Source organism: Herbiconiux sp. VKM Ac-2851, from assembly GCF_013205105.1.
Taxonomy (GTDB): Bacteria; Actinomycetota; Actinomycetes; order Actinomycetales; family Microbacteriaceae; genus Herbiconiux; species Herbiconiux flava.
The window spans coordinates 606,968-632,509 of sequence record NZ_JABMLJ010000001.1 but is presented as its reverse complement, the minus strand read 5'-3'; the positions used below and the strand labels follow the sequence as shown (position 1 = coordinate 632,509).

21 protein-coding genes are annotated in these 25,542 nt (G+C 69.5%); 14 read left to right on the top strand and 7 right to left on the bottom strand.

Going from position 1 to position 25,542, the window contains the following annotated elements; genetic code table 11:
- The first annotated feature begins 2 nt into the window (after positions 1-2).
- Genes HQQ85_RS02950 through HQQ85_RS02940 form a run of 3 tightly spaced genes read left to right on the top strand, consistent with a single transcriptional unit; the run spans position 3 to position 2,312 of the window.
- A complete protein-coding gene (locus tag HQQ85_RS02950) occupies positions 3-767 on the top strand; it encodes a LamB/YcsF family protein (RefSeq protein WP_173181004.1) in 765 nt (254 codons plus the stop codon).
- Entirely contained in the window at positions 764-1,423 is a 660-nt protein-coding gene (locus HQQ85_RS02945; RefSeq protein ID WP_173181003.1) for an allophanate hydrolase subunit 1, read from the top strand. The genes HQQ85_RS02950 and HQQ85_RS02945 overlap by 4 nt, the downstream gene beginning before the upstream one ends.
- On the top strand, positions 1,413-2,312 hold the full coding sequence (locus HQQ85_RS02940) for a biotin-dependent carboxyltransferase family protein (RefSeq protein WP_173181002.1): 900 nt from the start codon (positions 1,413-1,415) through the stop codon (positions 2,310-2,312). The genes HQQ85_RS02945 and HQQ85_RS02940 overlap by 11 nt, the downstream gene beginning before the upstream one ends.
- A gap of 80 nt (positions 2,313-2,392) precedes the next feature.
- On the opposite strand, the gene HQQ85_RS02935 is transcribed toward HQQ85_RS02940, so the two are convergent.
- A complete protein-coding gene (locus HQQ85_RS02935; RefSeq protein ID WP_173181001.1) occupies positions 2,393-3,418 on the bottom strand; it encodes a 6-phosphofructokinase in 1,026 nt (341 codons plus the stop codon).
- Positions 3,419-3,519: 101 nt separating this feature from the next.
- On the opposite strand from HQQ85_RS02935, the gene uvrB reads away from it, so the two are divergent.
- The 11 genes from uvrB (at position 3,520) to HQQ85_RS02880 (ending at position 17,262) form a co-directional block, all read left to right on the top strand.
- Positions 3,520-5,589 (top strand): excinuclease ABC subunit UvrB, encoded by a 2,070-nt coding sequence (gene uvrB / locus HQQ85_RS02930; RefSeq protein WP_173181000.1) that lies wholly within the window; start codon positions 3,520-3,522, stop codon positions 5,587-5,589.
- Positions 5,590-5,708: 119 nt separating this feature from the next.
- Positions 5,709-8,696 (top strand): excinuclease ABC subunit UvrA, encoded by a 2,988-nt coding sequence (gene uvrA / locus HQQ85_RS02925; RefSeq protein ID WP_173181693.1) that lies wholly within the window; start codon positions 5,709-5,711, stop codon positions 8,694-8,696.
- 63 nt (positions 8,697-8,759) lie between these two features.
- A complete protein-coding gene (gene uvrC / locus HQQ85_RS02920; RefSeq protein WP_173180999.1) occupies positions 8,760-10,682 on the top strand; it encodes an excinuclease ABC subunit UvrC in 1,923 nt (640 codons plus the stop codon).
- A 43-nt stretch (positions 10,683-10,725) separates the two neighbouring features.
- Positions 10,726-11,601 (top strand): RNase adapter RapZ, encoded by an 876-nt coding sequence (gene rapZ, locus HQQ85_RS02915; protein ID WP_173180998.1) that lies wholly within the window; start codon positions 10,726-10,728, stop codon positions 11,599-11,601.
- 26 nt (positions 11,602-11,627) lie between these two features.
- Positions 11,628-12,605 carry a DNA-binding protein WhiA gene (gene whiA / locus HQQ85_RS02910; RefSeq protein WP_173180997.1) on the top strand — a complete coding sequence of 326 codons (978 nt, stop codon included), beginning with the start codon at positions 11,628-11,630 and terminating at the stop codon, positions 12,603-12,605.
- Between the two features lie 170 nt (positions 12,606-12,775).
- Positions 12,776-13,399, top strand: a complete 624-nt coding sequence (locus HQQ85_RS02905) for a superoxide dismutase (protein WP_173180996.1) — start codon at positions 12,776-12,778, stop codon at positions 13,397-13,399.
- Between the two features lie 103 nt (positions 13,400-13,502).
- Positions 13,503-14,510: a type I glyceraldehyde-3-phosphate dehydrogenase gene (gene gap, locus HQQ85_RS02900; RefSeq protein WP_173180995.1), complete on the top strand. Its 1,008-nt coding sequence runs from the start codon at positions 13,503-13,505 to the stop codon at positions 14,508-14,510.
- 73 nt (positions 14,511-14,583) lie between these two features.
- Positions 14,584-15,798 carry a phosphoglycerate kinase gene (gene pgk / locus HQQ85_RS02895; protein WP_173180994.1) on the top strand — a complete coding sequence of 405 codons (1,215 nt, stop codon included), beginning with the start codon at positions 14,584-14,586 and terminating at the stop codon, positions 15,796-15,798.
- Complete coding sequence (gene tpiA, locus HQQ85_RS02890) at positions 15,789-16,577, top strand: triose-phosphate isomerase (protein WP_173180993.1); 789 nt, start codon at positions 15,789-15,791, stop codon at positions 16,575-16,577. The genes pgk and tpiA overlap by 10 nt, the downstream gene beginning before the upstream one ends.
- Positions 16,578-16,636: 59 nt before the next feature.
- On the top strand, positions 16,637-16,888 hold the full coding sequence (secG, locus tag HQQ85_RS02885; RefSeq protein ID WP_173180992.1) for a preprotein translocase subunit SecG: 252 nt from the start codon (positions 16,637-16,639) through the stop codon (positions 16,886-16,888).
- A gap of 11 nt (positions 16,889-16,899) precedes the next feature.
- Complete coding sequence (locus HQQ85_RS02880; RefSeq protein WP_173180991.1) at positions 16,900-17,262, top strand: RNA polymerase-binding protein RbpA; 363 nt, start codon at positions 16,900-16,902, stop codon at positions 17,260-17,262.
- Positions 17,263-17,357: 95 nt separating this feature from the next.
- Here the strand turns inward: HQQ85_RS02880 and pgl are convergent, their stop codons facing one another.
- From pgl to tkt, 6 genes are read right to left on the bottom strand one after another with little or no spacing between them, the layout of a single operon-like run.
- The gene (gene pgl, locus HQQ85_RS02875) at positions 17,358-18,128 is read right to left on the bottom strand and encodes a 6-phosphogluconolactonase (protein ID WP_173180990.1); all 771 of its coding nucleotides are present in this window, start codon (positions 18,126-18,128) and stop codon (positions 17,358-17,360) included.
- Positions 18,129-18,147: 19 nt separating this feature from the next.
- Positions 18,148-19,122, bottom strand: a complete 975-nt coding sequence (locus tag HQQ85_RS02870; RefSeq protein ID WP_173180989.1) for a glucose-6-phosphate dehydrogenase assembly protein OpcA — start codon at positions 19,120-19,122, stop codon at positions 18,148-18,150.
- Positions 19,119-20,660, bottom strand: coding sequence for a glucose-6-phosphate dehydrogenase (gene zwf, locus HQQ85_RS02865; protein WP_173180988.1), 1,542 nt, complete (start codon positions 20,658-20,660; stop codon positions 19,119-19,121). Before zwf ends, HQQ85_RS02870 begins: the two co-directional genes overlap by 4 nt.
- A 28-nt stretch (positions 20,661-20,688) precedes the next feature.
- Positions 20,689-22,293 (bottom strand): glucose-6-phosphate isomerase, encoded by a 1,605-nt coding sequence (locus HQQ85_RS02860; protein ID WP_173180987.1) that lies wholly within the window; start codon positions 22,291-22,293, stop codon positions 20,689-20,691.
- A complete protein-coding gene (gene tal, locus HQQ85_RS02855; RefSeq protein ID WP_173180986.1) occupies positions 22,290-23,396 on the bottom strand; it encodes a transaldolase in 1,107 nt (368 codons plus the stop codon). Before tal ends, HQQ85_RS02860 begins: the two co-directional genes overlap by 4 nt.
- Before the next feature lie 46 nt (positions 23,397-23,442).
- Entirely contained in the window at positions 23,443-25,536 is a 2,094-nt protein-coding gene (gene tkt / locus HQQ85_RS02850; protein ID WP_173180985.1) for a transketolase, read from the bottom strand.
- Positions 25,537-25,542: the final 6 nt, after the last annotated feature.

The window sequence follows — 25,542 nt, the reverse complement described above, 5'->3', positions numbered from 1 at the left end:
CCATGACCTCCATCGACCTCAACGCCGACCTCGGCGAGTCGTACGGCGCCTGGACCCTCGGCGACGACCGCTCCATGCTCGAGCTCGTCACCAGTGCGAACGTCGCGTGCGGCTTCCACGCCGGCGACCCGTCCGGCCTGCTCGCCACGGTGCGCCAGGCCGCCGCGCACCGGGTGAGCATCGGCGCGCAGGTCTCGTACCCCGACCTCCGCGGCTTCGGCCGCCGCGACCTCGACCTGCCGCCCGCCGACCTGATGGCCGACGTGATCTATCAGCTGGGGGCCCTGCAGGGGCTGGCCACCGCATCCGGAACCCGCGTCGCGTACCTCAAGCCGCACGGCGCCCTCTACAACCGCGTCGTGCACGACGAGCTGCAGGCCGCGGCCGTGGTCGAGGCGGTGCTGGCGGTCGACGCGTCGCTGCCCATCGTCGGCCTGCCCGACTCCGAGATCGGCCGGCTCGCCGAGGCGGAGGGCCTGCGATTCGTGCCCGAGGCCTTCGCCGATCGCGGCTATCGGCCCGACGGCACCCTGGTTCCGCGCACCGAGCCCGGGGCGGTGCTGCACGATCCCGACGAGATCGGCGAGCGGATGCGCCGCCTGGCCGCCGAGGGCGTCATCACCGCCGTCGACGGCACCGAGCTGCCCCTCTCGGCCGAGACGATCTGCGTGCACGGCGACACCCCGGGCGCCGTGCGCATCGCCCGAACGGTGCGCGACGCGCTGGAAGCCTCGGGGCTCACGGTCGCGCCCTTCGCGGTGCGATGACGGTGCCGCCGGGTGCCCTGGTCCTGCGCGCGGTGGGCGGGTCGGCGCTGCTGGCCGAGGTTCCGGATGCCCGTTCCGCCCTCGCCCTCTACTCCCGACTGAGGGCGCAACCGTCGGCGCCGCCCGCGCTCGACGGGGTGATCGACGTGGTGCCGGCCGAACGCACGGTGCTCGTCACCTTCGACCCCGCACTCACCGACGCCGCCCGCGTGCGGCGCTGGCTGCAGGAGGCGGCGGCCGCCCCCGAGACCCCGGGCGCCGGGCGCGCGCAGCAACGGGTGGAGATCCCGGTGACCTACGACGGATCCGATCTCGACGACGTCGCGCGCGCACTCGGGCTAACCGTCGGCGAACTGATCGCGCTGCACACCACCACCCGTTGGACCGCGGCGTTCATCGGCTTCGCGCCCGGCTTCGCCTACCTGACGGGCGACGACGACGGGCGGCTGACGCTGCCGCGCCGGGCGACGCCCCGGCCGGCGGTGCCGCCGGGATCGGTCGCGCTGGCGGCGGGGTACTGCGGCGTGTACCCGCGGGAGTCGCCCGGCGGCTGGCACCTGATCGGGCGCACCGACGCGCTGCTCTGGGACGCCCGACGCGACGACCCGGCCCTGATCGCCCCGGGCACCGACGTGAGGTTCGTCGATGCCGGTTGAGCACGCGGTCGAGGTGCTGGCGACCGGCCCGCTGGCAGTGGTGCAGGATGCGGGCCGGCCCGGCTTCGCCCACCTCGGCGTGACCGGGTCGGGTGCCGCCGACCAGGGTGCGTACCGGGCCGCCAACCGGCTGGTCGGGAACGCGGCGGGGGAGGCGGTGCTCGAGTCCGTGCTCGGCGGGATCGCGCTGCGCGCCCGGGGCGCGCTGCTCGTTGCCGTGACGGGGGCGACGGGGTCGGTCGTGGTGGAGCGGACCGGCGGGAGGGCGGCGGTCGAGCATCCGGTGGGCTGTTCGTTCACCATCGGCGACGGCGACCTCGTGCGGGTCGGGACGCCGTCGGTCGGCCTCCGCACGATGCTCGCCGTACGCGGCGGGTTCGCCGTGCCGCCGACGCTCGGCAGCCGGTCGAGCGACGTGCTGAGCGGGCTCGGTCCGGCTCCGCTGCGGGCGGGCGACGTGCTGCCGGTGGGCGATTCCGCGGGGGAGTGGCCCGAGGCGACGCTGCTGCCGTCGGCGATCGGATGGCGACCGGGGCGGATGCTCGCGGTGACGCCGGGGCCGCGCGCCGACCTCGTGGGCGCCGCCGGCTGGCCGCGCCTGCTCGCCACAGAGTGGACCGTGTCGCCCGCGTCGAACCGGGTCGGCGTGCGGCTCGTCGGCCCGCAATCGGCCCCCGGATCAGGGGGCCACGCACTCACTCTGCCCAGCGAGGGCATGGTCGTCGGCGCGGTGCAGCTGCCGCCGAGCGGAGAGCCGGTGGTGTTCCTGCGCGACCACCCGGTGACGGGCGGCTACCCGGTGATCGCGGTGCTCACGCCGGACGCCGTGGACGTCGCGGCACAGCTGAGGCCGGGCGATGCCGTCGGGTTCGAGGCGGTGCGGGGCTAGCCGCACGGATGCGGACCGCCGACCGCATTGAAGGGTCGACGGCCCGCATGCGTGCGCGAGCAGCGCGAGCTGATCGGGGATCAGCCGAAGAGCATCGCCGCTTCGTCGTAGCGGTGCTGCGGCACCGTCTTGAGCTTGCCGAGCGCCTCCTCGAAGCCGACCGTCTCGATCTCGGTGCCGCGGAGGGCCACCATTCGGCCCCACGAGCCGTCCTGCACGATGTCGCTCGCGGCCATGCCGAGGCGGGTGGCGAGCACCCGGTCGTAGGCCGTCGGCACTCCGCCGCGCTGGATGTGGCCGAGGGTGGTGGCCCGGGTCTCGATGCCGGTGATCTCCTCGATCATCGGGGCGAGACGCTCGCCGATGCCGCCGAGCCGCGGGCGACCGAAGGCGTCGAGGCCGCGCTCGGAGTGGGCGTCGTCGGCGTGGTCGGGAGTGAAGCCCTCGGCGACGACCACGAGCGGCGCGCGGCCGCGATCGGCGGCGCTGCGCACCCATGCGGCGACCTGCTCCAGGCTCGTCTTCTGCTCGGGGATGAGGATTGCGTGGGCGCCGGCGGCCATGCCGGAGTGCAGCGCGATCCAGCCGACGTGCCGGCCCATCACCTCGGCGACCATGCAGCGGCTGTGCGAGTCGCCCGTGGTGCGCAGCCGGTCCATCGCCTCGGTGGCGATCTCGACCGCGGTGTCGAAGCCGAAGGTGTAGTCGGTCGCGTCGAGGTCGTTGTCGACGGTCTTCGGCACACCCACGATCTTCAGCCCCGCATCCGTCAGCCGCTTGGCCGCCGCGAGGGTGCCCTCGCCGCCGATGGCGATGATCGCGTCGATGCCGAGACGGTCGAGGGTCTCCTGGATGCGCTCGGGCCCGCCGTTGCCCTCGAAGGGGTTGGTGCGGGAGGTGCCGAGGATGGTGCCGCCCTGCTTGGCGATGCCGCGCACGTCGCTGCGCTCGAGGGGGCGGATGTCGCCCGCGACGACGCCGCGCCAGCCGTCCTTGAAGCCGACGAACTCCTGGTCGTTGATCTCCGTGCCCTTGAGCACGGCGCCGCGGATGACGGCGTTCAGGCCGGGGCAGTCGCCGCCGCTGGTGAGGATTCCGATTCGCATGGTGATGTCTGCCTCGTGGTGGTGGTGGTGAGGTAACGCTCGGCATGACGCTCTGAGCGAGCACCGACGCTGATGTCGGTGGCTCTCCCTAAACTTAACGCATGGAACCCACTCGCTCCGTGCACCCCTTTGAAGTCATCTCTGAATACACGCCGAGTGGAGACCAGCCCGCCGCCATCGCCGAGCTCGCTGGCCGCATCAACGCGGGTGAGACCGACATCGTGCTGCTCGGCGCCACCGGTACCGGCAAGTCGGCGACGACCGCCTGGCTGATCGAGCAGGTGCAGCGCCCGACGCTGGTGCTCGCGCACAACAAGACCCTGGCGGCGCAGCTGGCGAACGAGTTCCGCGAGCTGATGCCCAACAACGCCGTCGAGTACTTCGTCTCGTACTACGACTACTACCAGCCCGAGGCCTACGTGCCCCAGACCGACACCTTCATCGAGAAGGACAGCTCGGTCAACGCCGAGGTCGAGCGCCTGCGCCACTCCACCACCAACTCGCTGCTGTCCCGCCGCGACGTCGTGGTGGTCTCGACCGTGTCGTGCATCTACGGCCTCGGCAAGCCGGAGCAGTACCTGAACGCCATGATGGCGCTCCAGGTCGGGCAGCGCATCGACCGCGACCACCTGATCCGCCGCTTCGTGTCGATGCAGTACCAGCGCAACGACGTCGACTTCTCGCGCGGCAACTTCCGCGTGCGGGGCGACACCATCGAGATCATCCCGATGTACGAAGAACTGGCCATCCGCATCGAGATGTTCGGCGACGAGATCGAGGGCCTCTACAGCCTGCACCCGCTCACCGGCGACATCGTGCAGAAGCTCGAGAGCGTCTCGGTCTTCCCCGGCTCCCACTACGTGGCCGACACGAACGTGATGCACCGCGCCATCGAGACCATCCAGACCGAGCTGCACGACCGGCTGGCCCAGCTCGAGCGCGAGGGCAAGCTGCTCGAAGCCCAGAGGCTCCGGATGCGCACGACCTTCGACCTCGAGATGATGCAGCAGATCGGCTTCTGCTCGGGTATCGAGAACTACTCGAGGCACATCGACGGCCGCAACCCGGGCGAGGCGCCGCACTGCCTGATCGACTACTTCCCCGACGACTTCCTCGTCGTCATCGACGAGTCGCACGTCACGGTGCCGCAGATCGGGGCGATGTACGAGGGCGACTCCTCGCGCAAGCGCACGCTGGTCGACCACGGCTTCCGGCTGCCGAGCGCGCTCGACAACCGTCCGCTGAAGTGGAACGAGTTCAAGGAGCGCGTCGGCCAGACCGTCTACCTCTCCGCGACGCCCGGCCGGTACGAGATGGGCATCGCCGACGGCGTGGTGGAGCAGATCATCCGCCCCACCGGGCTGATCGACCCGACGCTCATCGTGAAGCCGTCGAAGGGGCAGATCGATGACCTGCTCGAGGAGATCCGCATCCGCGCGGGGCGCGACGAGCGGGTGCTCGTCACCACCCTCACGAAGAAGATGGCCGAGGAGCTCACCGACTTCCTCACCGAGGCGGGGGTGCGGGTGCGCTACCTGCACTCGGATGTCGACACGCTCCGACGGGTCGAGCTCCTGACCGAGCTCCGGCAGGGCGTCTACGACGTGCTCATCGGCATCAACCTGTTGCGCGAGGGCCTCGACCTGCCCGAGGTGTCGCTCGTGGCGATCCTCGACGCCGACAAGGAGGGGTTCCTGCGCTCGTCGACCTCGCTCATCCAGACCATCGGCCGCGCGGCCCGCAACGTCTCCGGCGAGGTGCACCTCTACGCCGACAAGATGACCGACTCGATGCGGCTCGCCATCGACGAGACCGACCGCCGGCGCGAGAAGCAGGTGGCCTACAACACGCTGCACGGCATCGACCCGCAGCCGTTGCGCAAGAAGATCGCCGACATCACCGAGGCGCTGGCCCGTGAGGGCGCCGACACCGCCGACCTGCTGAAGGAGCGCGCCGGACGCGGCAAGAAGAGCCCCACGCCGAACCTGCGCCGTGAGGGCATCGCGGCCCAGGGAGCGAACGACCTCGAGTCGATCATCGCCGACCTGAACAGCCAGATGCTCGAGGCGGCGGCCGAGCTGAAGTTCGAGCTGGCCGGTCGCCTCCGCGACGAGGTCTCGGAGCTCAAGCGCGAACTGCGGCAGATGGAGAAGGCCGGGCACATCGCGTAGGCAGGGTGTCGCGCCGCGGAGACGACGCGTCTCGGCGGCTCGATCAGCGCTGCGCGGTGTCGCTCGAAGCGAACGCGGACGCCAGTGTCGGTGGCTCCACGTACAGTTGAAGGGTGTCGATTTCGAACGTAGAGAACGTTGATTCCCTTGCCGTCAAACCCTTCAATTCCCTCGGGAAGCTGACGGTCAAGGGTGCCCGAGTGCACAACCTGCGCGACGTCGACATCGAGATCCCGCGCGACTCGCTGGTCGTGTTCACGGGCCTGTCGGGCTCGGGCAAGTCGAGCCTCGCGTTCGACACCATCTTCGCCGAGGGCCAGCGCCGCTACGTCGAGAGCCTGAGCGCCTACGCCCGCCAGTTCCTCGGCCAGGTCGACCGGCCCGACGTCGACTTCATCGAGGGTCTCAGCCCCGCGGTCTCGATCGACCAGAAGTCCACCAACCGCAACCCGCGCTCCACGGTCGGCACGATCACCGAGATCTACGACTACATGCGCCTGCTCTGGGCGCGCATCGGCATCGCCCACTGCCCCATCTGCGGGGAGCGCATCTCGGCGCAGACCGTGCAGCAGATCGCCGACCAGCTGATGGAGCTCGAGCCGGGCATCCGCTACCAGGTGCTCAGCCCGGTCGTCTCGCAGAAGAAGGGCGAGTTCGTCGACCTCTTCAAGGAGCTCAGCGCCAGCGGCTACTCGCGCGCCATCGTCGACGGCGAGATGATCCAGCTGTCCGAAGCCCCCAAGCTCAAGAAGCAGTTCAAGCACGACATCTCGGTCGTCGTCGACCGGCTGGTGGCCGGCCCCGAGATCCTCGGGCGCCTCACCGACTCGCTCGAGACGGCACTCCGCCTCACCGACGGCCTGGTGCAGATCAACTACGTCGACGAGAACGGGCCCGACGCCTGGGCGACCTTCTCCGAGAAGCTCAGCTGCCCGAACCAGCACCCCATCCAGCTCTCCGAGATCGAGCCGCGCACCTTCTCGTTCAACGCGCCCTTCGGCGCCTGCCCCGAGTGCTCCGGCCTCGGCACGCGCATGTCGGTCGATCAAGACCTGCTGCTCGGCGACGAAGACCTCAGCATCAACGACGGCGTCATCATCCCGTGGACCACGCAGGGCAAGGGCCTGTTCCAGTACTACGAGAAGCTGCTCGACGGTCTCGCCCGCGACCTCAAGTTCTCGCTGAACACCCCGTGGAAGAAGCTCACCCCCGAGGTGCGCGAGGCGATCCTGCGCGGCGACAACTTCGAGGTCAAGGTCAAGTGGAAGAACCGCTACGGCCGTGAGATGAGCTACACCTCCGGCTTCGAGGGTGTCATGCCCTACATCGAGCGCCAGTTCCTGCAGGCCGAGAGCGACTCGCAGCGCCAGCGCTGGGGGGAGTACCTCCGCGAGGTGCCGTGCCCCGTCTGCAACGGCAAGCGCCTGAAGCCCGAGGTGCTCGCGGTCACGGTCAACGACCACAGCATCGCCGACGTCGCCGAGCTGAGCCTCAGCGACGCCCAGCAGTTCATGGGCACCCTCACCCTCACCGACCGCGAGGCGATGATCGGCGCGCAGGTGCTGCGCGAGATCCGCGCGCGGCTCGACTTCCTGATCGAGGTCGGCTTGAGCTACCTCGACCTGGCTCGCGCCGCGGGGTCGCTCTCGGGCGGCGAGGCCCAGCGCATCCGTCTGGCCACCCAGATCGGCTCGGGCCTGACCGGCGTGCTCTACGTGCTCGACGAGCCGTCGATCGGCCTGCACCAGCGCGACAACCGCCGCCTCATCGACACCCTCGTGAAGCTGAAGAACCTCGGCAACACGCTCATCGTGGTCGAGCACGATGAGGACACCATCCGCACCGCGGACTGGATCGTCGACATCGGGCCCGGCGCCGGCGTGAACGGCGGCACCGTCGTGCACTCGGGTCACTACGACGAGCTGCTCGCGAACACCGAGTCGCTCACCGGCGACTACCTCTCCGGCCGCAAGGCCATCGAGGTGCCGACGAAGCGCCGCCCGATCGACAAGAAGCGCATGATCACCGTCGTGGGCGCCGAGGCGAACAACCTCAAGAACGTCACGGCCGACTTCCCGCTCGGCACCCTCACCGCCGTCACCGGCGTGAGCGGCTCGGGCAAGTCGAGCCTCGTGAACGACATCCTCTACCGGGTGCTCGCCAACAAGCTGAACGGGGCGCGCAAGCTCCCCGGCAAGCACAAGCGCGTCACCGGGCTCGAGAACCTCGACAAGGTCGTGCACGTCGACCAGGCACCGATCGGCCGCACCCCGCGGTCGAATCCGGCGACGTACACGGGCGTGTTCGACCGCATCCGCAACCTCTTCTCCGAGACCGCCGAGGCGAAGGCGCGCGGCTACCTGCCCGGCCGCTTCAGCTTCAACGTCAAGGGAGGCCGCTGCGAGGCCTGCGCGGGTGACGGCACCATCAAGATCGAGATGAACTTCCTGCCCGACGTCTACGTCGCGTGCGAGGTCTGCGGCGGGGCGCGGTACAACCGCGACACCCTGAGCGTGCACTACAAGGGCAAGAACATCGCCGAGGTGCTCGACATGCCGATCTCCGAGGCGGCCGAGTTCTTCGAGCCCATCTCGGCGATCCACCGCTTCCTGAAGACGCTCGTCGAGGTCGGCCTCGGCTACGTGCGACTCGGCCAGAGCGCCACCACACTCTCGGGCGGTGAGGCGCAGCGCGTGAAGCTGGCCACCGAGCTGCAGCGCCGCTCGAACGGGCGCAGCATCTACGTGCTCGACGAGCCGACCACCGGTCTGCACTTCGAAGACGTGCGCAAGCTGCTGATGGTGCTGAACGGGCTCGTCGACAAGGGCAACTCGGTGATCGTGATCGAGCACAACCTCGACGTCATCAAGTCGGCCGACTGGCTGATCGACCTCGGCCCCGAGGGCGGTTCCGGCGGGGGCACCATCATCGCCTCGGGCACCCCCGAGGCACTGGCGAAGGTCGAGGCGAGCCACACCGGGCACTTCCTGGCCGAGGTGCTGCCGGCGCCGCGCACGGCGGCCGACAGGGCCCCGGCCCGGCGCCCGCGCAAGACGGCGTCAGACAAGGCAGACAAAGCCGAGAAGCAGCCCGCCCTGACGAAGTAGGCATCCGCCCGACCGACAGACCCGCACCGAAGCAGCAAGCCCGCACCGAATCAGCAAGGACCCATGGCAGACACCGTCTCGTACCGCCCCAAGGCGGGGGAGATCCCCACCCAGCCCGGCGTCTACCGCTTCAAGGACGCCTCCGGCCGGGTGCTCTACGTCGGCAAGGCGAAGAACCTCCGCGCCCGCCTCAGCAACTACTTCGCCCCGCTCCGAAGCCTGCACGAGCGCACCCGGCGCATGGTGCTGAGCGCGGCGGGCGTGGAGTGGACGGTCGTGGCGACCGACATCGAGTCGCTGCAGCTCGAGTACACCTGGATCAAGGAGTTCGACCCGCCCTTCAACGTCAAGTTCCGAGACGACAAGACGTACCCGTTCATGGCGGTCACGCTCGGCGACGAGGCGCCCCGGGTGATGGTGACGCGCAACCACCGCATCAAGGGCGCGAAGTACTTCGGGCCCTACCCGAAGATCTGGGCGGTGCGCGACACGATCGACCTGATGATCAAGGCGTTCCCCATCCGAACCTGTTCCGATTCGAGCTACAAGCACGCCATGCAGACCGGCCGGCCCTGCTTCCCGGGCCAGATCGGGCGCTGCGGCGGGCCCTGCTCGGGCAAGGTCACGATCGAGGAGCACCGCACGGTCGTCGACGACTTCGTGGCGTTCATGGCCGGCGGTGACAAGCGCTTCGTCACCCAGGCCACCAAGAACATGAAGGCGGCGGCTGAGCGGCAGGACTACGAGGCCGCCGCGAAGTACCGCGACCAGCTGCAGGCGCTCGAGGCCGTGCTCGCCAAGAGCGCGGTGGTGCTGCGCGACAAGGTCGACGCCGACCTGTTCGGCATCGAGCACGACGAGCTGGCCGCCAGCGTGCAGCAGTTCATCGTGCGCGGCGGTCGCATCCGGGGTGAGCGCTCGTGGACGGTCGACAAGGAGATCGACATCGACACGGGCGAGCTGGTCGACACGATCCTGCTGCAGGCCTACGAGAACGAGGTGCCGCCGAAGGAGATCATCGTGCCGGCGCTGCCCGACGACACCGACGAGCTCGAGGCGTGGCTCGGTGGGCGGCGCGGGCGCGGCCAGGTGCACCTCCGCACCGCCCAGCGCGGCGAGAAGGCGGCCCTGATGTCGACCGCCACGATGAACGCGAAGAACAACCTGATGCTCTACAAGACCCGGCGCTCGTCCGACTTCGTGGCCCGCTCCCAGGCACTCACCGACATCCAGGAGGCGCTCGGCATGACCGACGCCCCGCTGCGCATGGAGTGCTACGACGTCTCGCACCTGCAGGGCACCAACATCGTCGCCTCCATGGTGGTGTTCGAAGACGGTCTGGCCAGAAAAGACCAGTACCGCCGCTTCTCGATCGCCGATTCGACGGATGACACGGAGTCGATCTACCAGGTCATCACCCGGCGTCTCGCCTACCTGAAGACCGATGAGAGCCCCGAGGCGGTGGCCGCCGAGGCCAAGGCCGCCCTCGAGGCGCAGACGCAGGTCTTCGCCGAGGGGGAGGGGCCGGTCGAGCCCGAGCGCAAGAAGAGGTTCGCCTATCCGCCGAACCTGCTGATCGTCGACGGCGGCCAGCCGCAGGTGAACGCGGCCGCCCGCGCCCTCGAGGAGTCCGGCGTGCAGGGCATCTTCCTCGCGGGCATCGCCAAGCGCCTCGAAGAGATCTGGCTGCCCGACAGCGACTACCCGGTCATCCTGCCCCGCGGCAGCGAGGCGCTGTTCATGATCCAGCGCATCCGCGACGAGGCCCACCGCTTCGCCATCACCCACCAGCGTTCGCGCCGCAAGCGCGACATCACCAGCGTGCTCACCGAGGTGCCCGGCCTCGGCCCGTCCCGGGTGCGCGAGCTGCTGCGGCACTTCGGCTCCGTCGCCGAGCTGAAGAAGGCCGACGTCGAGGCCATCTCCGAGGTCAAGGGCATCGGTCCGGTGCTCGCCGAGCAGATCCGCACCACCCTGCACCGGTAGGCTGGATGCCGTCCCGTCCCGATCCCCCGAGCGAAAGCGTGTGATGTCCGACTCCCCTCAGCAGCAGGAAGTGCTGATCGTCACGGGCATGTCGGGGGCGGGCCGCTCCACCGTGGCCAACGCCCTCGAAGACCTCGGCTGGTACGTCGTCGACAACCTGCCGCCGCAGATGCTGCGGCCGCTCGTCGATCTCGCCGAGCACGCCGGATCGACCCTGCCGCGCATCGCCGCGGTCGTCGACGTGCGCGGGCGCGATTTCTTCGCCGATCTGCAGGACATGATCCAGGCGCTCCGCAGCGGCACCCAGCTGCGCGTGGTGTTCCTCGAGGCGACCGATCAGGCGCTGGTTCGGCGCTTCGAGCAGGTGCGGCGTCCGCATCCGCTCCAGGGCAACGGCACCCTGCTCGACGGCATCGGGGCCGAGCGCTCGCGCCTGAGCCCCATCCGGGAGTCGAGCGACATCATCATCGACACCTCCGACCTGAACATCCACCAGCTCGCCACCGTCGTGCAGGAGAAGTTCTCGCACGCCGACACCGCGGGCGTGCAGGTCACGGTGATGAGCTTCGGCTTCAAGTACGGGGCACCGACCGACGCCGACGGCATCGCCGACGCCCGTTTCCTGCCCAACCCGTTCTGGGTGCCCGAACTGAGGGCCCACACCGGGCTCGACCCCGAGGTGAGCGAGTACGTGCTCGGCCAGTCGGGGGCGCGCGAGTTCGTCGAGGCGTACGCCAAGGCCCTCGAGCCGGTGCTCGCCGGCTACCAGCGCGAGAACAAGCGCCACGCGACCATCGCGATCGGCTGCACGGGCGGCAAGCACCGCTCCGTCGCCATCGCCCGCGAGCTCTCCGAGCTGATCGGCGCCTTCCCCGGCGTGGTGGTCAACGTCAAGCACCGCGACCTCGGTCGCGAGTGACCAGCAACAGAAGAAGGTTCTGAATAGTGGCTCTCACAGCCGATGTGAAAGACGAGCTCGCCCGCGTCGTCGTCAGCAAGACGACCGTCAGGGCAGCCGAGCTCGCGACCGTCCTCCGCTTCGCCGGAGGACTCCACCTCATCTCCTCCCGCATCGCCATCGAGGCCGAGCTCGACACCGCCGACATCGTCAAGCGCGTCCTCCGCGACCTGGCCGAGCTCTACGGCGTGAAGGGTGACGTCTCGAAGGTGGCGCCCTCTGGCGTCCGCCGCGAGGGCTTCTTCCTCGTGCGCGTCATCGACGGGGGAGAGACCCTCGCCCGTCAGACCGGGCTGCTGGATGCGCGGCGGCGCCCCATCCGCGGCCTCCCCAACCGGCTCACCACGGGCGGGCGAGACGACCTGGCCGCCGTCTGGCGCGGTGCGTTCCTCGCCGCCGGCTCGCTCACCGACCCCGGACGGTCGGCGGCCCTCGAGGTCACCTGCCCCGGCAACGAGGCCGCCATGGCGCTCGTCGGCGCCGCGAGCCGCCTCGGCATCGCCACCAAGGCACGCGAGGTGCGCGGCGTGCACCGCGTCGTCATCCGCGACGGCGAGGCCATCGCCGCGATGCTCTCCGTGATGGGGGCGGCCAAGACCGTCACCACCTGGGAGGAGATGCGCCAGCGCCGCGAGGTGCGCGCCACCGCGAACCGCCTTGTGAACTTCGACGACGCCAACCTCCGCCGCTCGGCGCAGGCCGCCGTCGCCGCCTGCGCCCGCGTCGAGCGCGCGATGGAGATCCTCGGCCCCGAGATCCCCGACCACCTCAAGTACGCCGGCGAGCTCCGCCTCGCCCACCGCGACTCCAGCCTCGACGAGCTCGGCCACCACGCCGACCCGCCCATGACGAAGGACGCGATCGCCGGCCGCATCCGCCGCCTCCTCGCGATGGCCGACAAGCAGGCCGCCGACCAGGGCATCCCGGGCACGGAGGCCAACCTCCCGCCCGACCTCGACGACTGATCCGACTCATCCGGCTGATCCGGCTGTGCCGAGGCGACGCCCCGACGCCCCCCCCAGGTGAACGATCGCTGGGTGCCGCCACCGCGACCGGCGGAGCAGGAATAGACTGATCAGGTCACTCACAGCCGCCGCTCATCTGGTCGGCGGCCTCTATCACGAGGAGATCATCAATGGCTGAGTACACTCTGCCTGAGCTGCCGTACGACTACGCTGCGCTCGAGCCCCACATCAGCGGCAAGATCATGCAGCTCCACCACGACAAGCACCACGCGACCTACGTGGCCGGCGCCAACACCGCCCTCGCCGCGCTGGCCGAGGCCCGCGCATCCGACAACCTGGCGAACGTCAACAAGCTGGAGAAGGACCTCGCCTTCAACCTGGGCGGTCACGTCAACCACACGGTGTTCTGGACGAACCTGACCCCCGACACCCAGACCCCCGAGGGCGAGCTCGCCGCGGCGATCGACGACACCTTCGGCTCGTTCGAGAAGTTCCAGGCCCACTTCACCGCCGTCGCGCTCGGCGTGCAGGGCTCCGGCTGGGCCGTGCTCGGCTGGGACGTCATCGGCCAGCAGCTCACCGTCTTCCAGCTGTTCGACCAGCAGGGCAACGTGCCGTTCGGCGTCGTGCCGCTGTTCATGCTCGACGTCTGGGAGCACGCCTACTACCTCGACTACCTCAACGTCCGCGCCGACTACATCAAGGCGGTGTGGAACATCGCCAACTGGTCGAACGTCGCCGCACGCTTCGAGGCGGCCCGCACGAAGACCGAAGGCCTGCTGGTACTGTCATAGCGACGCCGGATGCCGGGGCCGACCTTCATGGTCGCCCCGGCATCCTTCTCCACGGCTACCCACCACCACATGCCCGACAGGGCCCCAGCAACAGGAGCAATCTGTGTCCGTAAAGATCGGCATCAACGGCTTCGGCCGTATCGGCCGTAACTTCTTCCGCGCCGCCCTCGCCAAGGGCAGCGACATCGAGATCGTCGCCGTCAACGACCTGACCGACAACAAGGCGCTCGCGCACCTTCTCAAGTACGACTCCATCACCGGCCGTCTCGACGCCAAGGTGGAGCTCGACGGCGACAAGATCGTCGTCAACGGCAAGCCGATCATCGTGCTCGCCGAGCGCGACCCCGCCGACCTCCCCTGGGGCGAGCTGGGTGTCGACATCGTCATCGAGTCGACCGGCCGCTTCACCAAGAGCGACGACGCGCGCAAGCACATCGCCGCGGGCGCCAAGAAGGTCATCGTCTCGGCTCCGGCCACCGGCGACGACGTCGCGACCCTGGTGCTGGGCGTCAACGAGGGCACCTACGACCCCCAGGTGCACGACATCATCTCGAACGCCTCCTGCACGACGAACTGCCTCGCGCCGCTCGCCAAGGTGCTGCTCGACAACTTCGGCATCGAGCGCGGCCTGATGACGACGGTGCACGCGTACACCGCCGACCAGAACCTGCAGGACGGCCCGCACAGCGACCTGCGTCGCGCCCGAGCCGCCGCGCTGAACATCATCCCCACCTCGACCGGTGCGGCGAAGGCCCTCGGCCTCGTCATCCCCGAGCTCGTGGGCAAGCTCGACGGCTACGCCCTGCGCGTTCCGGTCCCGACCGGTTCGATCACCGACCTCACCGTCGAGCTGACCAACCCGGCCACGGTCGAGCAGATCAACGAGGCGTACAAGAACGCCGCCGAGGGCGACCTCAAGGGCATCCTGAGCTACACCGAAGACCCGATCGTCTCGAGCGACATCGTGTCCGACCCGCACTCCTCGATCTTCGACGCCGGCCTGACCAAGGTCATCGGCAACCAGGTCAAGGTCGCCTCGTGGTACGACAACGAGTGGGGCTACTCGAACCGACTCGTCGACATCGCCGAGTTCGTCGCCGCCAAGCTGTAGCAACCCCTCAGCCGGTGGTGCCTCCTCGCTTCGCGCGAGGGGGTACCACCGGCTCCTGACTGAAAGCGATCCCGTGACGCTCCGCACTCTCGACTCCCTCGGATCGCTCGCCGGCAAGCGTGTCGTCGTCCGCTGCGACCTCAACGTCCCTGTCAAGGACGGGGTCATCACCGACGACGGCCGCGTGCGCGCGAGCCTCCCCACCCTGAACGCGCTGCTCGAGCAGGGCGCCCGCGTCGTGGTCGTCAGCCACCTCGGCCGCCCCGACGGCGCCCCCGAGGCCAAGTACTCCCTCGAGCCCGTGGCCCAGCGCCTGAGCGAGCTGCTCGGCGCCCCGGTCGCGTTCGCCCACGACACGGTCGGCGACGAGGCGACGGATGCGGTGGCCGCCCTCGAAGACGGCCAGATCGCCGTGCTCGAGAACCTCCGCTTCAACCCCGGCGAGACCAGCAAAGACGCCGGAGAGCGCCGCGCGTTCGCCGAGAAGCTCGCCGCCTACGGCGACGCCTTCGTCTCCGACGGCTTCGGCGTCGTGCACCGCAAGCAGGCGAGCGTCTACGACCTCGCAGAGCTGCTGCCGAGCGCCGCAGGCCTCCTCATCCAGACCGAGCTCGAGGTGCTCGACCGCCTCACCGCGAACCCCGAGCGCCCCTACACCGTCGTGCTCGGCGGCTCGAAGGTCTCCGACAAGCTCGGGGTCATCGGCCACCTGCTGCCCAAGGTCAACACGCTGCTCATCGGTGGCGGGATGCTGTTCACGTTCCTGAAGGCCCAGGGGCACGCCGTGGGCTCCAGCCTCCTGGAGGAGGACCAGCTCGACACCGTGCGCGGCTACCTCACCAAGGCCGACGAGCTCGGCGTGCGCATCGTGCTGCCGACCGACATCGTCGTGGCGTCGAAGTTCGGCGCCGACGCCGACACGGCGGTCACCTCGGCCGACTCGATCGAGGAGACGCCGTTCGGAGCATCCGGACTCGGCCTCGACATCGGGCCCGACACCGCCGCGGCCTTCGCGGAGATCATCGCCGACTCGAAGACCGTGTTCTGGAACGGCCCCATGGGCGTGTTCGAGCTCGAGCCCTTCGCGGCCGGCACCAAAGCCGTGGCGCAGGCCCTCACCGAGGTCGACGGCCTCGGTGTGGTCGGAGGCGGTGACTCGGCTGCGGCCGTGCGCGCCCTCGGCTTCACTGACGACCAGTTCGGTCACATTTCAACCGGAGGCGGTGCCAGTCTCGAGTTCCTCGAGGGCAAGCGTCTCCCCGGCCTGGAGGTCCTCGGATGGTCCTGAAGCGCACGCCCCTGATCGCGGGCAACTGGAAGATGAACCTCGACCACCTGCAGGCGATCGCCTTCGTGCAGAAGCTCGCCTGGTCGCTGGAGGACGCGAAGCACAGCTTCGACGACGTCGAGGTCGCGGTGTTCCCCCCGTTCACCGACCTGCGCTCGGTGCAGACCCTGGTGGCGGCCGACAAGCTCGGGCTCGCCTACGGCGGGCAGGACATCTCCGAGCACGAGTCCGGTGCCTACACCGGTGAGATCTCGGGTCAGTTCCTGGCCCAGCTCGACACGAAGTTCGTGATCATCGGCCACTCCGAGCGGCGCACGCTGCACGGCGAGACCGACGAGATCGTCGCCGCCAAGACCGAGGCGGCCGTGAAGCACGGCATCGTGCCGATCATCTGCGTCGGCGAGACCGCCGACGACCTCGAGAAGCACGGCCAGAGCGCTGTTCCGGTGGCGCAGCTCACCGCGGCGATCGAGGGCCTGAAGGCGGGCGTCGACATCGTCGTCGCCTACGAGCCGGTCTGGGCCATCGGCTCGGGTCAGGCCGCCACGCCCGAGCAGGCCGAGACCGTCGGTGCGGCGCTCCGCGCCGTGCTCGCCGAGAAGCTCGGAGCCGACACGGCTGCGGCGACCCGCATCCTCTACGGCGGCTCGGTGAAGTCGGGCAACATCGCCGGCTTCATGCGCGAGCCGAACGTCGACGGCGCCCTTGTCGGCGGTGCGAGCCTCGACGTGACGGAGTTCGCCGCCATCGTCCGCTACCAGAAGCACGTTGGAGTGTAGACTGACCTCTGGTCTTCGGGGGAAGCGACCCCGCTACCGACGTATGTGAAAGGCAAGCAGTGCAAATCCTTCAGGTCATCCTCCAGGTGGTTCTCGCCATCACGAGCCTGCTTCTGACCCTTCTGATCCTGCTCCACAAGGGGCGCGGCGGCGGTCTGTCCGACATGTTCGGCGGCGGCGTCACGTCCAACCTGGGAGCGTCCGGCGTCGCCGAGCGCAACCTCAACCGCATCACCGTCATCCTGGGGCTCGTCTGGGTCGCCAGCATCATCGTGCTCGGGCTGATCACCAAGTTCGACACGGGACTCTAGGGGGAAATCGAATGGCATCAGGAGGAAGTGCGATCCGCGGATCGCGCGTCGGCGCCGGTCCGATGGGGGAGCAGGACCGCGGTTTCCACGCGGAGCGCATCCAGGTCTCGTACTGGGATGCACTCGGCAACGAGACCGTCCGGTACTTCGCGGCGAACCTGCCCGACGAGGAGATCCCCGAGGTCATCGACTGCCCGACCTCGGGCCTGCCCGCCGGTCGCGACAAGGCCAACCCCCCGTCGGTCGCCAAGCTCGAGCCCTACAAGACGCACCTCGCCTACGTGAAGGAGCGCCGCACCGAGCAGGAGGCGGAGCAGCTGCTCGAAGACGCCCTGACTCAGCTGCGCGAGCGACGCGGCACGGTCGCCAAGTAGCGCAGCGCAACGACGCAGAAAGGGAGGCTCTCGATCGAGAGCCTCCCTTTTTCGTACCGTTAGGCAAAGCGGATGCGCGGCGAACCGCGCCCGCGTCAGTACGACGGGGCGATCAGCGCCGCGGGCACCTCGGCCGCAGCCTCCTGGTCGACGAAGAACACGGTGCGCTTGCGCCCCTGGGCCCCGGCGACCGGAACCTCGTCGACGCTGGCGCCGGCGAGGGCCAGGCCGATGGCCGACGCCTTGTCAGCACCGGCCAGCACCATCCAGATGCGGTCGGCCGACTGGATGACCGGGAGGGTCAGGCTGAGCCGCTCGGGCGGCGGCTTCGGCGAGTTGCGCACCGGCACCACGGAGGTGTCGGTGACGCGGATCTCGTCGTGCCCGGGGAACAGCGAGGCGATGTGCCCGTCGGGCCCGACACCGAGGAACATGATGTCGAAGCGCGGGTACTCCTTGCCCTCGGGCGCGGCCTCCGCGAGCTCGCGGGCGTAGACACGCGCGGCCTCGTCGAGGTCGACGCCCTCGCCGGCGGCCGGGTAGGCGTGCACCTTCGACTCGTCGACAGGCACGTGATCGAGCAGCGCGCGCCGCGCCTGCAGCTCGTTGCGGTCGGCGTCGTCACGGGCCACGAAGCGCTCGTCGCCCCACCAGAAGGTGATGCGCGACCAGTCGATCGTGTGCGAGGCAGGGGAGGTGCGGATGGCCTCCAGCACCTTCTCGCCCATCGTGCCGCCCGTGAGCACGACGTTCGCCTCCTCGAACTCGTCGAGGATGTCGATCATCTTGGTGATGAACCGTGCCGCGACCGAGCCCGCGAGGGACTCCTTGTCGGGATGCACGAGGACTCGGCGGTCAGTGGTCATCGAATATCGTCCCTACCTGTCAGACCGCGTCGCGTACGCCGGCGTCTTTTGACTCCAGCAGCTCGGAGAGCCCCTGGGAGATGACTTCACCATACAGGTCGTCCGGATCGAGCCGCCGCAGCTCCTCGGCCAGGCAGTCGCGCAGGTTGCGGCGCGGCAGCGAGAGGTCGTGGGTGGGCTGGTTCGGCTGGCTCAGACGGGCCACGTTGGGAACGTCGCGCACCAGCTCGATGTCGCCGCTCTCCCGGGTGAGGATCACGCCGTGGATGCCGCTCGAACCGTTCGAGCGCGAGAGCAGTCCGTACTTCACCGGCACCTGCAGCTGGTGCCGCAGCCAGGAGGCGAGCAGCAGCGTCGAGGGGGAGTCGGATGCGCCGGAGACCTCGATGGCCGTGACCGGCTCGTAGGGCGGCTGATCGAGCACCGCGGCCAGCTGGGCGCGCCACAACGTGAGCCGCGTCCAGGCGAAGTCGGTATCGCCCGGGGCGTAGCTCTCCGCCCGGCGCAGCAGCGCCTCGTAGGGGTTCGGCTGGTTCGACGAGTCGGTGATACGCCGGGTCGCGATGCGGCCGAGGTCGCTCTTCGACACGTCGTCGGGGGCCGCTCCCGGCCACCAGACGACGACCGGGGCGTCGGACAGCAGCAGCCCGGTGACGAGCCCCTCCTGGTCGCTCGCCGCGGCGCCGTAGGCACGGAGCACGACGACCTCGCTCGCTCCGGCATCGCCGCCGACGCGGATCTGCGCGTCGAGACGCGCTCCGCGGCCGGTGTTCATGCCGTCGTTGGCGGTGTCGGTCGAGACCACGATGACGCGCATCGGGTGCTCGCGGGAGGCGTCGTTGGCCGCCTCGATAGCGTCCTCCTCCTCGCCGAGCGAGGTCACGATGACGAGGGTGAGCACACGGCCCAGGGCGACGGCGCCGCCCTCCTCGCGGATCTTGACCAGCGACTTCGAGATCTTGCTGGTGGTGGTGTCGGGCAGGTCGACGATCACGGGCGTCTCCAGGTTCTTCCGTCGCGGGCCAGCAGTTCATCGGCAGAGCTCGGACCCCAGGTACCGGGGCGGTACTGCTCGGGCTGGCCCTGGGTGCTCCAGTACTCCTCGATCGGGTCGAGGATCATCCACGACAGCTCCACCTCCCGCTGACGCGGGAAGAGGGGCGGGTCGCCGAGCAGCACGTCGAGGATGAGCCGCTCGTAGGCCTCGGGGCTCGCCTCGGTGAAGGCGTGGCCGTAGCCGAAGTCCATGGTGACGTCGCGCACCTGCACGCCGGCACCCGGCACCTTCGAGCCGAAGCGGATGGTCACGCCCTCGTCGGGCTGCACCCGGATGACCAGGGCGTTCTGCCCGAGCTCCGAGGTCTGGCTCTCGGCGAAGAGGTACTGCGGGGCACGCTTGAACACCACCGCGATCTCGGTGACGCGGCGGCCGAGGCGCTTGCCCGCGCGGAGGTAGAACGGCACGCCGGCCCACCGGCGGGTGCCGATGTCGAGCTTCACCGCGGCGTAGGTCTCGGTGGTGGACTCGGGGTTCATCCCGTCCTCCTCGAGGAAGCCGGGCACCTTCTCCCCGCCCTGCCAGCCGCCCGCGTACTGACCGCGCGCGCTGACCGTGCTGAGGTCGTCGGGGAGCTTGACGGCGGCGAGCACCTTCTCCTTCTCGGCGCGCAGGTCGGCGGCGTCGAACGAGATGGGCTCCTCCATGGCCGTGAGGGCCAGGAGCTGCAGCAGGTGGTTCTGGATGACGTCGCGCGCCGCCCCGATGCCGTCGTAGTAGCCGGCGCGGCCGCCCACCCCGATGTCTTCGGCCATGGTGATCTGCACGTGATCGACGTAGTTCGCGTTCCAGATGGGCTCGTAGAGCTGGTTCGCGAAGCGGAGCGCCAGGATGTTCTGGACGGTCTCCTTGCCGAGGTAGTGGTCGATGCGGAACACCGAGTCGGGTGGGAAGACCGACTCGACGACGTCGTTCAGCTCCCGGGCCGTCTTCAGGTCGCTGCCGAAGGGCTTCTCGATGACGACGCGGCGCCACTGACCCTCCTGCTGGTCGGCCAGGCCGGAGCGGCGCAGCTGCTCGGTGACGAGCGGGAACGCCTTCGGCGGGATCGACAGGTAGAAGGCGTAGTTGCCCATGGTGCCGCGGTCGCGATCGAGCTCGTCGATCGTCTCCTTCAGCTGCTCGAACGCCGTGTCGTCGTCGAACTCGCCCGAGACGAAGCGGATGCCCTCGGAGAGCTGGCGCCACACGTCCTCGTCGAACGGGGTGCGGGAGTGCTCCTTCACGGCGTCGTGCACGACGCGCTCGAAGTCCTGGTCCTCCCAGTCGCGCCGGGCGAAGCCGACGAGCGAGAAGCCGGGCGGCAGGAGGCCGCGGCTGGCGAGGTCGTAGACCGCCGGCATCAGCTTCTTGCGCGAGAGATCGCCGGTGACACCGAAGATGACGAGGCCGGAGGGCCCCGCGATCCGGTTCAGGCGGCGATCGGTGGGAAGCCGGAGCGGGTTGTACTCCGGGGTGATCTCAACGGGAGGCATTGAACTCCTAGGTTCGGGCCGGACCTCGTCAGCGCAGGGCGCTGAGCAGGGTCTCGGCGTCGAGGGACGCGTTCGTGAGGTTGAGGCGCAGCACGGGCCGGCCGTGCTGCTCGAGGACGGCGGCATCGCCCGCGGCCTGGGCCTGGATGAGCTGGCCGAAGCTGAACGGGCGGTCGGGGATGGCGAGGTCGGCACCCGGGTCGGCCGTGATCTGCAGGAACACGCCGGTGGCGGGGCCGCCCTTGTGGTACTGACCGGTCGAGTGCAGGAACCGTGGGCCCCAGCCGAAGGTGACGGGGCGACCCGAGCGGGCGGCGAGCAGGTCGCGCAGCCCGGCGAGCTGCGGCAGTGCCGTGCGATCGACGTAGGCCATCACCGCGAGGTAGCCGTTCGCGGGCAGAGCCGCGATCAGGGCGTCGACGGATGCGCGCACCGACGCCTCTGCCGACACGACGCCGGCGGTGCCGCGCACCTCGACGCCGCTCTCGACGAACGAGGGCGCCTCGGGCTCGGGCCGGGCGTCGAGCAGGCCGCGGGCGGCCTCTTTCGCCGACTCCACGTCGGGCTGGTCGAACGGGTCGATGCCGAGCAGGCGCCCGGCGACCGCGACCGCGTACTCCCAGGTGAGCAGCATGGCCCCGAGGGAGCCGCTGATCAGCACCTCTCCCGGATGACGCTCGCGCAGGTGGAACTCGTGGGCGTCGGCGACCAGGCGCACGATCTGCACGTCGGGCAGGCGCTCGGCGAGCTCGGGGGAGTCGACGTCGAGCACGACGGGGAGCAGGCCCTTGCCGTCCTTGCCCGTCGACTCCGCGATCAGCTGCTCGGCCCAGTCGGCGAAGCCCACGATGTGGGTTCCGTCGGCCACGATGCCGGTCTTGTCGCGCAGCGGGCTCGTGCCCGCGATCGCGGCCCCGAGGATGAGACCGAAGTTCTCGTCGCCGTCCTCCGCGAGGTTCAGCGAGATCGCCTCGGCCTCGTCGAGCAGCTCGTCGATCGCGGCACCCGCGAGGCCCGAGGGCACGAGCCCGAAGGCGGTGAGCGCCGAGTAGCGCCCTCCGACGTCGGGGTCGGCCAGGAACACGCGGTAGCCGGCCTCACGGGCCTCGGTCTCCAGCGGCGATCCGGGATCGGTGACGATCACGATGCGCGTGGCCGGGTCGATGCCCGCCGCGCGGAACGCGGCCTCGCAGGCCCGGCGCTGGCTGTCGGTCTCGAGCGTTCCACCCGACTTCGACGAGGCGATGAGCACCGTCGAGGACAGGCGGTCGTCGAGAGCCGCACGGATCTGCTCCGGGGCCGTCGAGTCGAGGATTGTCAGCTCGACGCCCAGGGTCTTCGTGATGACCTCGGGGGCGAGCGAGGACCCGCCCATGCCCGCGAGCACGAAGTGGTCGATCCCGGCGGAGAGGAACTCGGCGCGCAGCGCCTCGATCTCGGCGACCAGCGGGCGCGAGACGGAGACCGCCTCGACCCAGCCCAGCCGCTTGGAGGCCTCCGCCTCCGCGGCTGAACCCCACAGCGTGGGGTTCAGCGCGGTGATGCCGGAGGCGACCAGGTCGCCCACCAGCACCGGGACCTGTGCCTGGACGGCCGCCTTGGCGTCGCCCGACACATGGATGGCGATCGTCATTCAGCAGCCTTCAGGGCAGCCGTGACGGTGTCGAGCAGCTCGTTCCAGGACACGATGAACTTCTCGACGCCCTCCTTCTCGAGCAGCTCGGTGACCTCGGCGTACGAGATGCCCAGTGCGCCGATGGCGTCGAGCACCTTGTTGGCGCCCTCGTAGGAGTGCGCGATGGTGTCGCCGCGCACCTCGCCGTGGTCGGAGAGGGCCTCGAGGGTCTTCTCGGGCATGGTGTTGACCACCGAGGGGGCGGCCAGCTCGACGACGTAGGCGGTGTCGGGGACGCTCGGGTCCTTCACACCGGTCGACGCCCAGAGCGGACGCTGGGTGTTGGCGCCGCCCTCGAGCAGCAGCAGAGCGCGCTCGGTGGCGAACGCCTGGGTCCAGACCTCGTAGGCGAGCTGCGCGTTGGCGATGCCGGCCTTGCTCTTCAGCGCGAGGGCCTCGTCGGTGCCGATCGCGGTGAGGCGCTTGTCGATCTCGGTGTCGACACGCGACACGAAGAAGGAGGCGACGGAGTGGATCTTCGACAGGTCGTGGCCCGCCTCCTTGGCCTTCTCGAGGCCGGTGAGGTAGGCGTTGATGACGTCGCGGTAGCGCTCGAGCGAGAAGATCAGCGTGACGTTCACCGAGATGCCGGCGGCGATGGTCTCGGTGATCGCCTCGAGGCCCTCGACGGTCGCGGGGATCTTGATCAGCACGTTCTCGCGGTCGACCTTGGCCGACAGCGCCTTCGCCTGGGCGATGGTGCCCTGGGCGTCGTGCGCGAGACCCGGCTCGACCTCGATCGAGACGCGGCCGTCGAAGCCCTTGGAGGCGTCGTAGATCGGCTTGAAGATGTCGCTCGCGGCGGCGACGTCGTCGGTGGTGATCTCGAACACGGCGTCGGTGACGTCGGTGTTCTTCGCGGCCAGCGCGGCGACCTGCTCGCTGTAGCTCTCACCGTTGGCGAGGGCGGCGGCGAAGATGGTCGGGTTGGTGGTGACGCCCACGACGTTCTTCTCGTCGATGAGCTTCTGCAGCCCACCGGAGGAGATGCGCTCGCGCGACAGGTCGTCGAGCCAGATCGACACGCCGACGTCGGACAGCTTCTGAGTGTTCTCAGTCATTCTCTTCTTCTCTCTTAGATTCTCGACAAGCGGTCTCTGAGGCGACTCAGAGCGCGGCGAGCGACGTCTTCGCGGCCTCGACGGCCGCCTCGGTGGTGATGCCGAACTCGCGGAACAGCGTCTTGTAGTCGGCCGAGGCACCGAAGTGCTCGATCGAGACGCTGCGGCCGGCGTCGCCGATGTACTTGCGCCAGCCCATGTCGATGCCGGCCTCGATCGAGACGCGGGCCTTGACGGCGGCGGGGAGCACGGACTCCTTGTAGTCGGCGCTCTGCTCCTCGAACCACTCCAGCGACGGGGCCGAGACGACGCGGGCGTTGATGCCCTCGCCGGCCAGGATCTCGCGGGCGTTCACGGCCAGCTGCACCTCGGAGCCGGTGGCGATGAAGATCACGTCAGGGGTTCCGTTGGGAGCCTCGGCGAGCACGTAGGCGCCCTTCGAGACGTTCTTGGCCGAGGCGAAGACCTCGCCGGAGGCGTCGCCGTCGCCGCGCTCGAACACCGGGATGTTCTGGCGGGTCAGCGCGATGCCGGCCGGGTTGTGCTTGCGGCCGAGGATGGTCAGCCAGGCGTGGCCGACCTCGTTGGCGTCGGCGGGACGCACGACGTCGAGCCCGGGGATGGCGCGCAGCACGGTGAGCTGCTCGACCGGCTGGTGGGTCGGGCCGTCTTCACCCAGGGCCACGGAGTCGTGGGTCCAGACGAAGATCGACGGGACCTTCATCAGGGCGGCCAGACGCACCGCGGGGCGCATGTAGTCGCTGAAGATGAGGAAGGTGCCGCCGAACGGGCGGGTCTTGCCGTGCAGCACGATGCCGTTCAGGATCGAGCCCATGGCGTGCTCGCGGATGCCGAAGTGCAGCACGCGGCCGTACTTGTTGCCCGTCCACTCGTGGGTGGAGTGCTCGGAGGGCACGAAGGACGCGCCCGACTCGATGGTCGTGTTGTTCGACTCGGCGAGGTCGGCCGAACCGCCCCAGAACTCCGGCAGCACCGGAGCGAGGGCGTTGATGACCTTGCCGGAGGCGGCGCGGGTCGAGACCTCTTTGCCGGCCTCGAACACGGGCAGGGCGTCCTCGAGTCCTTCGGGCAGCTCGCCCGCCTCGAGGCGGTCGAGCAGCTGCTTCTTCTCGGGGTTGGCGGCGGCCCAGGCGTCGAAGCCCTTCTGCCACTCGGCGCGCTCCTCGGAGCCGCGCTGGAGGGCCTTGCGGGTGTGCTCGATGACGTCGTCGTCGACCTGGAAGTGCTGCTCCGGGTCGAAACCGACGACCTCCTTGAGGCCCTTCAGCTCGTCGGCGCCGAGCGCCGAGCCGTGGATCTTGCCGGTGTTCTGCTTCTTCGGCGACGGCCAGCCGATGATCGTCTTGAGGATGATCAGCGAGGGCTTCGAGGTCTCGGCCTTGGCCTCCTCGATGGCGTCGAAGAGGGCCTGCACGTCTTCGACGTACTCGCCCGTCTTCTTCCAGTCGACGACCTGCACGTGCCAGTGATAGGCCTCGTAGCGGGCCTTGACGTCTTCGGTGAAGGCGATGTTCGTGTCGTCCTCGATCGAGATCTGGTTCGAGTCGTAGATCGCGATCAGGTTGCCGAGCTGCTGGTGGCCGGCGAGCGAGGAGGCCTCGCTGGTGACGCCCTCCTCCATGTCGCCGTCGCCGGCGATCACGTAGGTGAAGTGGTCGAACGGGCTGGTGCCGGGCTGCGCATCCGGATCGAACAGACCGCGCTCGAAGCGCTGGGCGTAGGCGAAGCCGACCGAGGAGGCGAGGCCCTGGCCGAGGGGGCCGGTGGTGATCTCGACGCCCTTGGTGTGCCCGTACTCGGGGTGACCGGGGGTGAGCGAGCCCCAGGTGCGGAGCGCCTTGAGGTCGTCGAGCTCGAGACCGTAGCCACCCAGGTAGAGCTGGATGTACTGGGTCAGCGACGAGTGGCCCACGGAGAGGATGAAGCGGTCGCGACCGAGCCAGTCCTGATCGGCGGGGTCTTTGCGCATGACCTTCTGGAACAGGAGGTACGCGGCCGGGGCGAGGCTGATCGCCGTGCCGGGGTGCCCGTTGCCGACCTTCTCCACGGCGTCGGCCGCGAGGATCTTGGCGGTGGTAACTGCTTTGTCGTCAATGGGTTCCCATTGGAGTGTAGCCACGAGGAA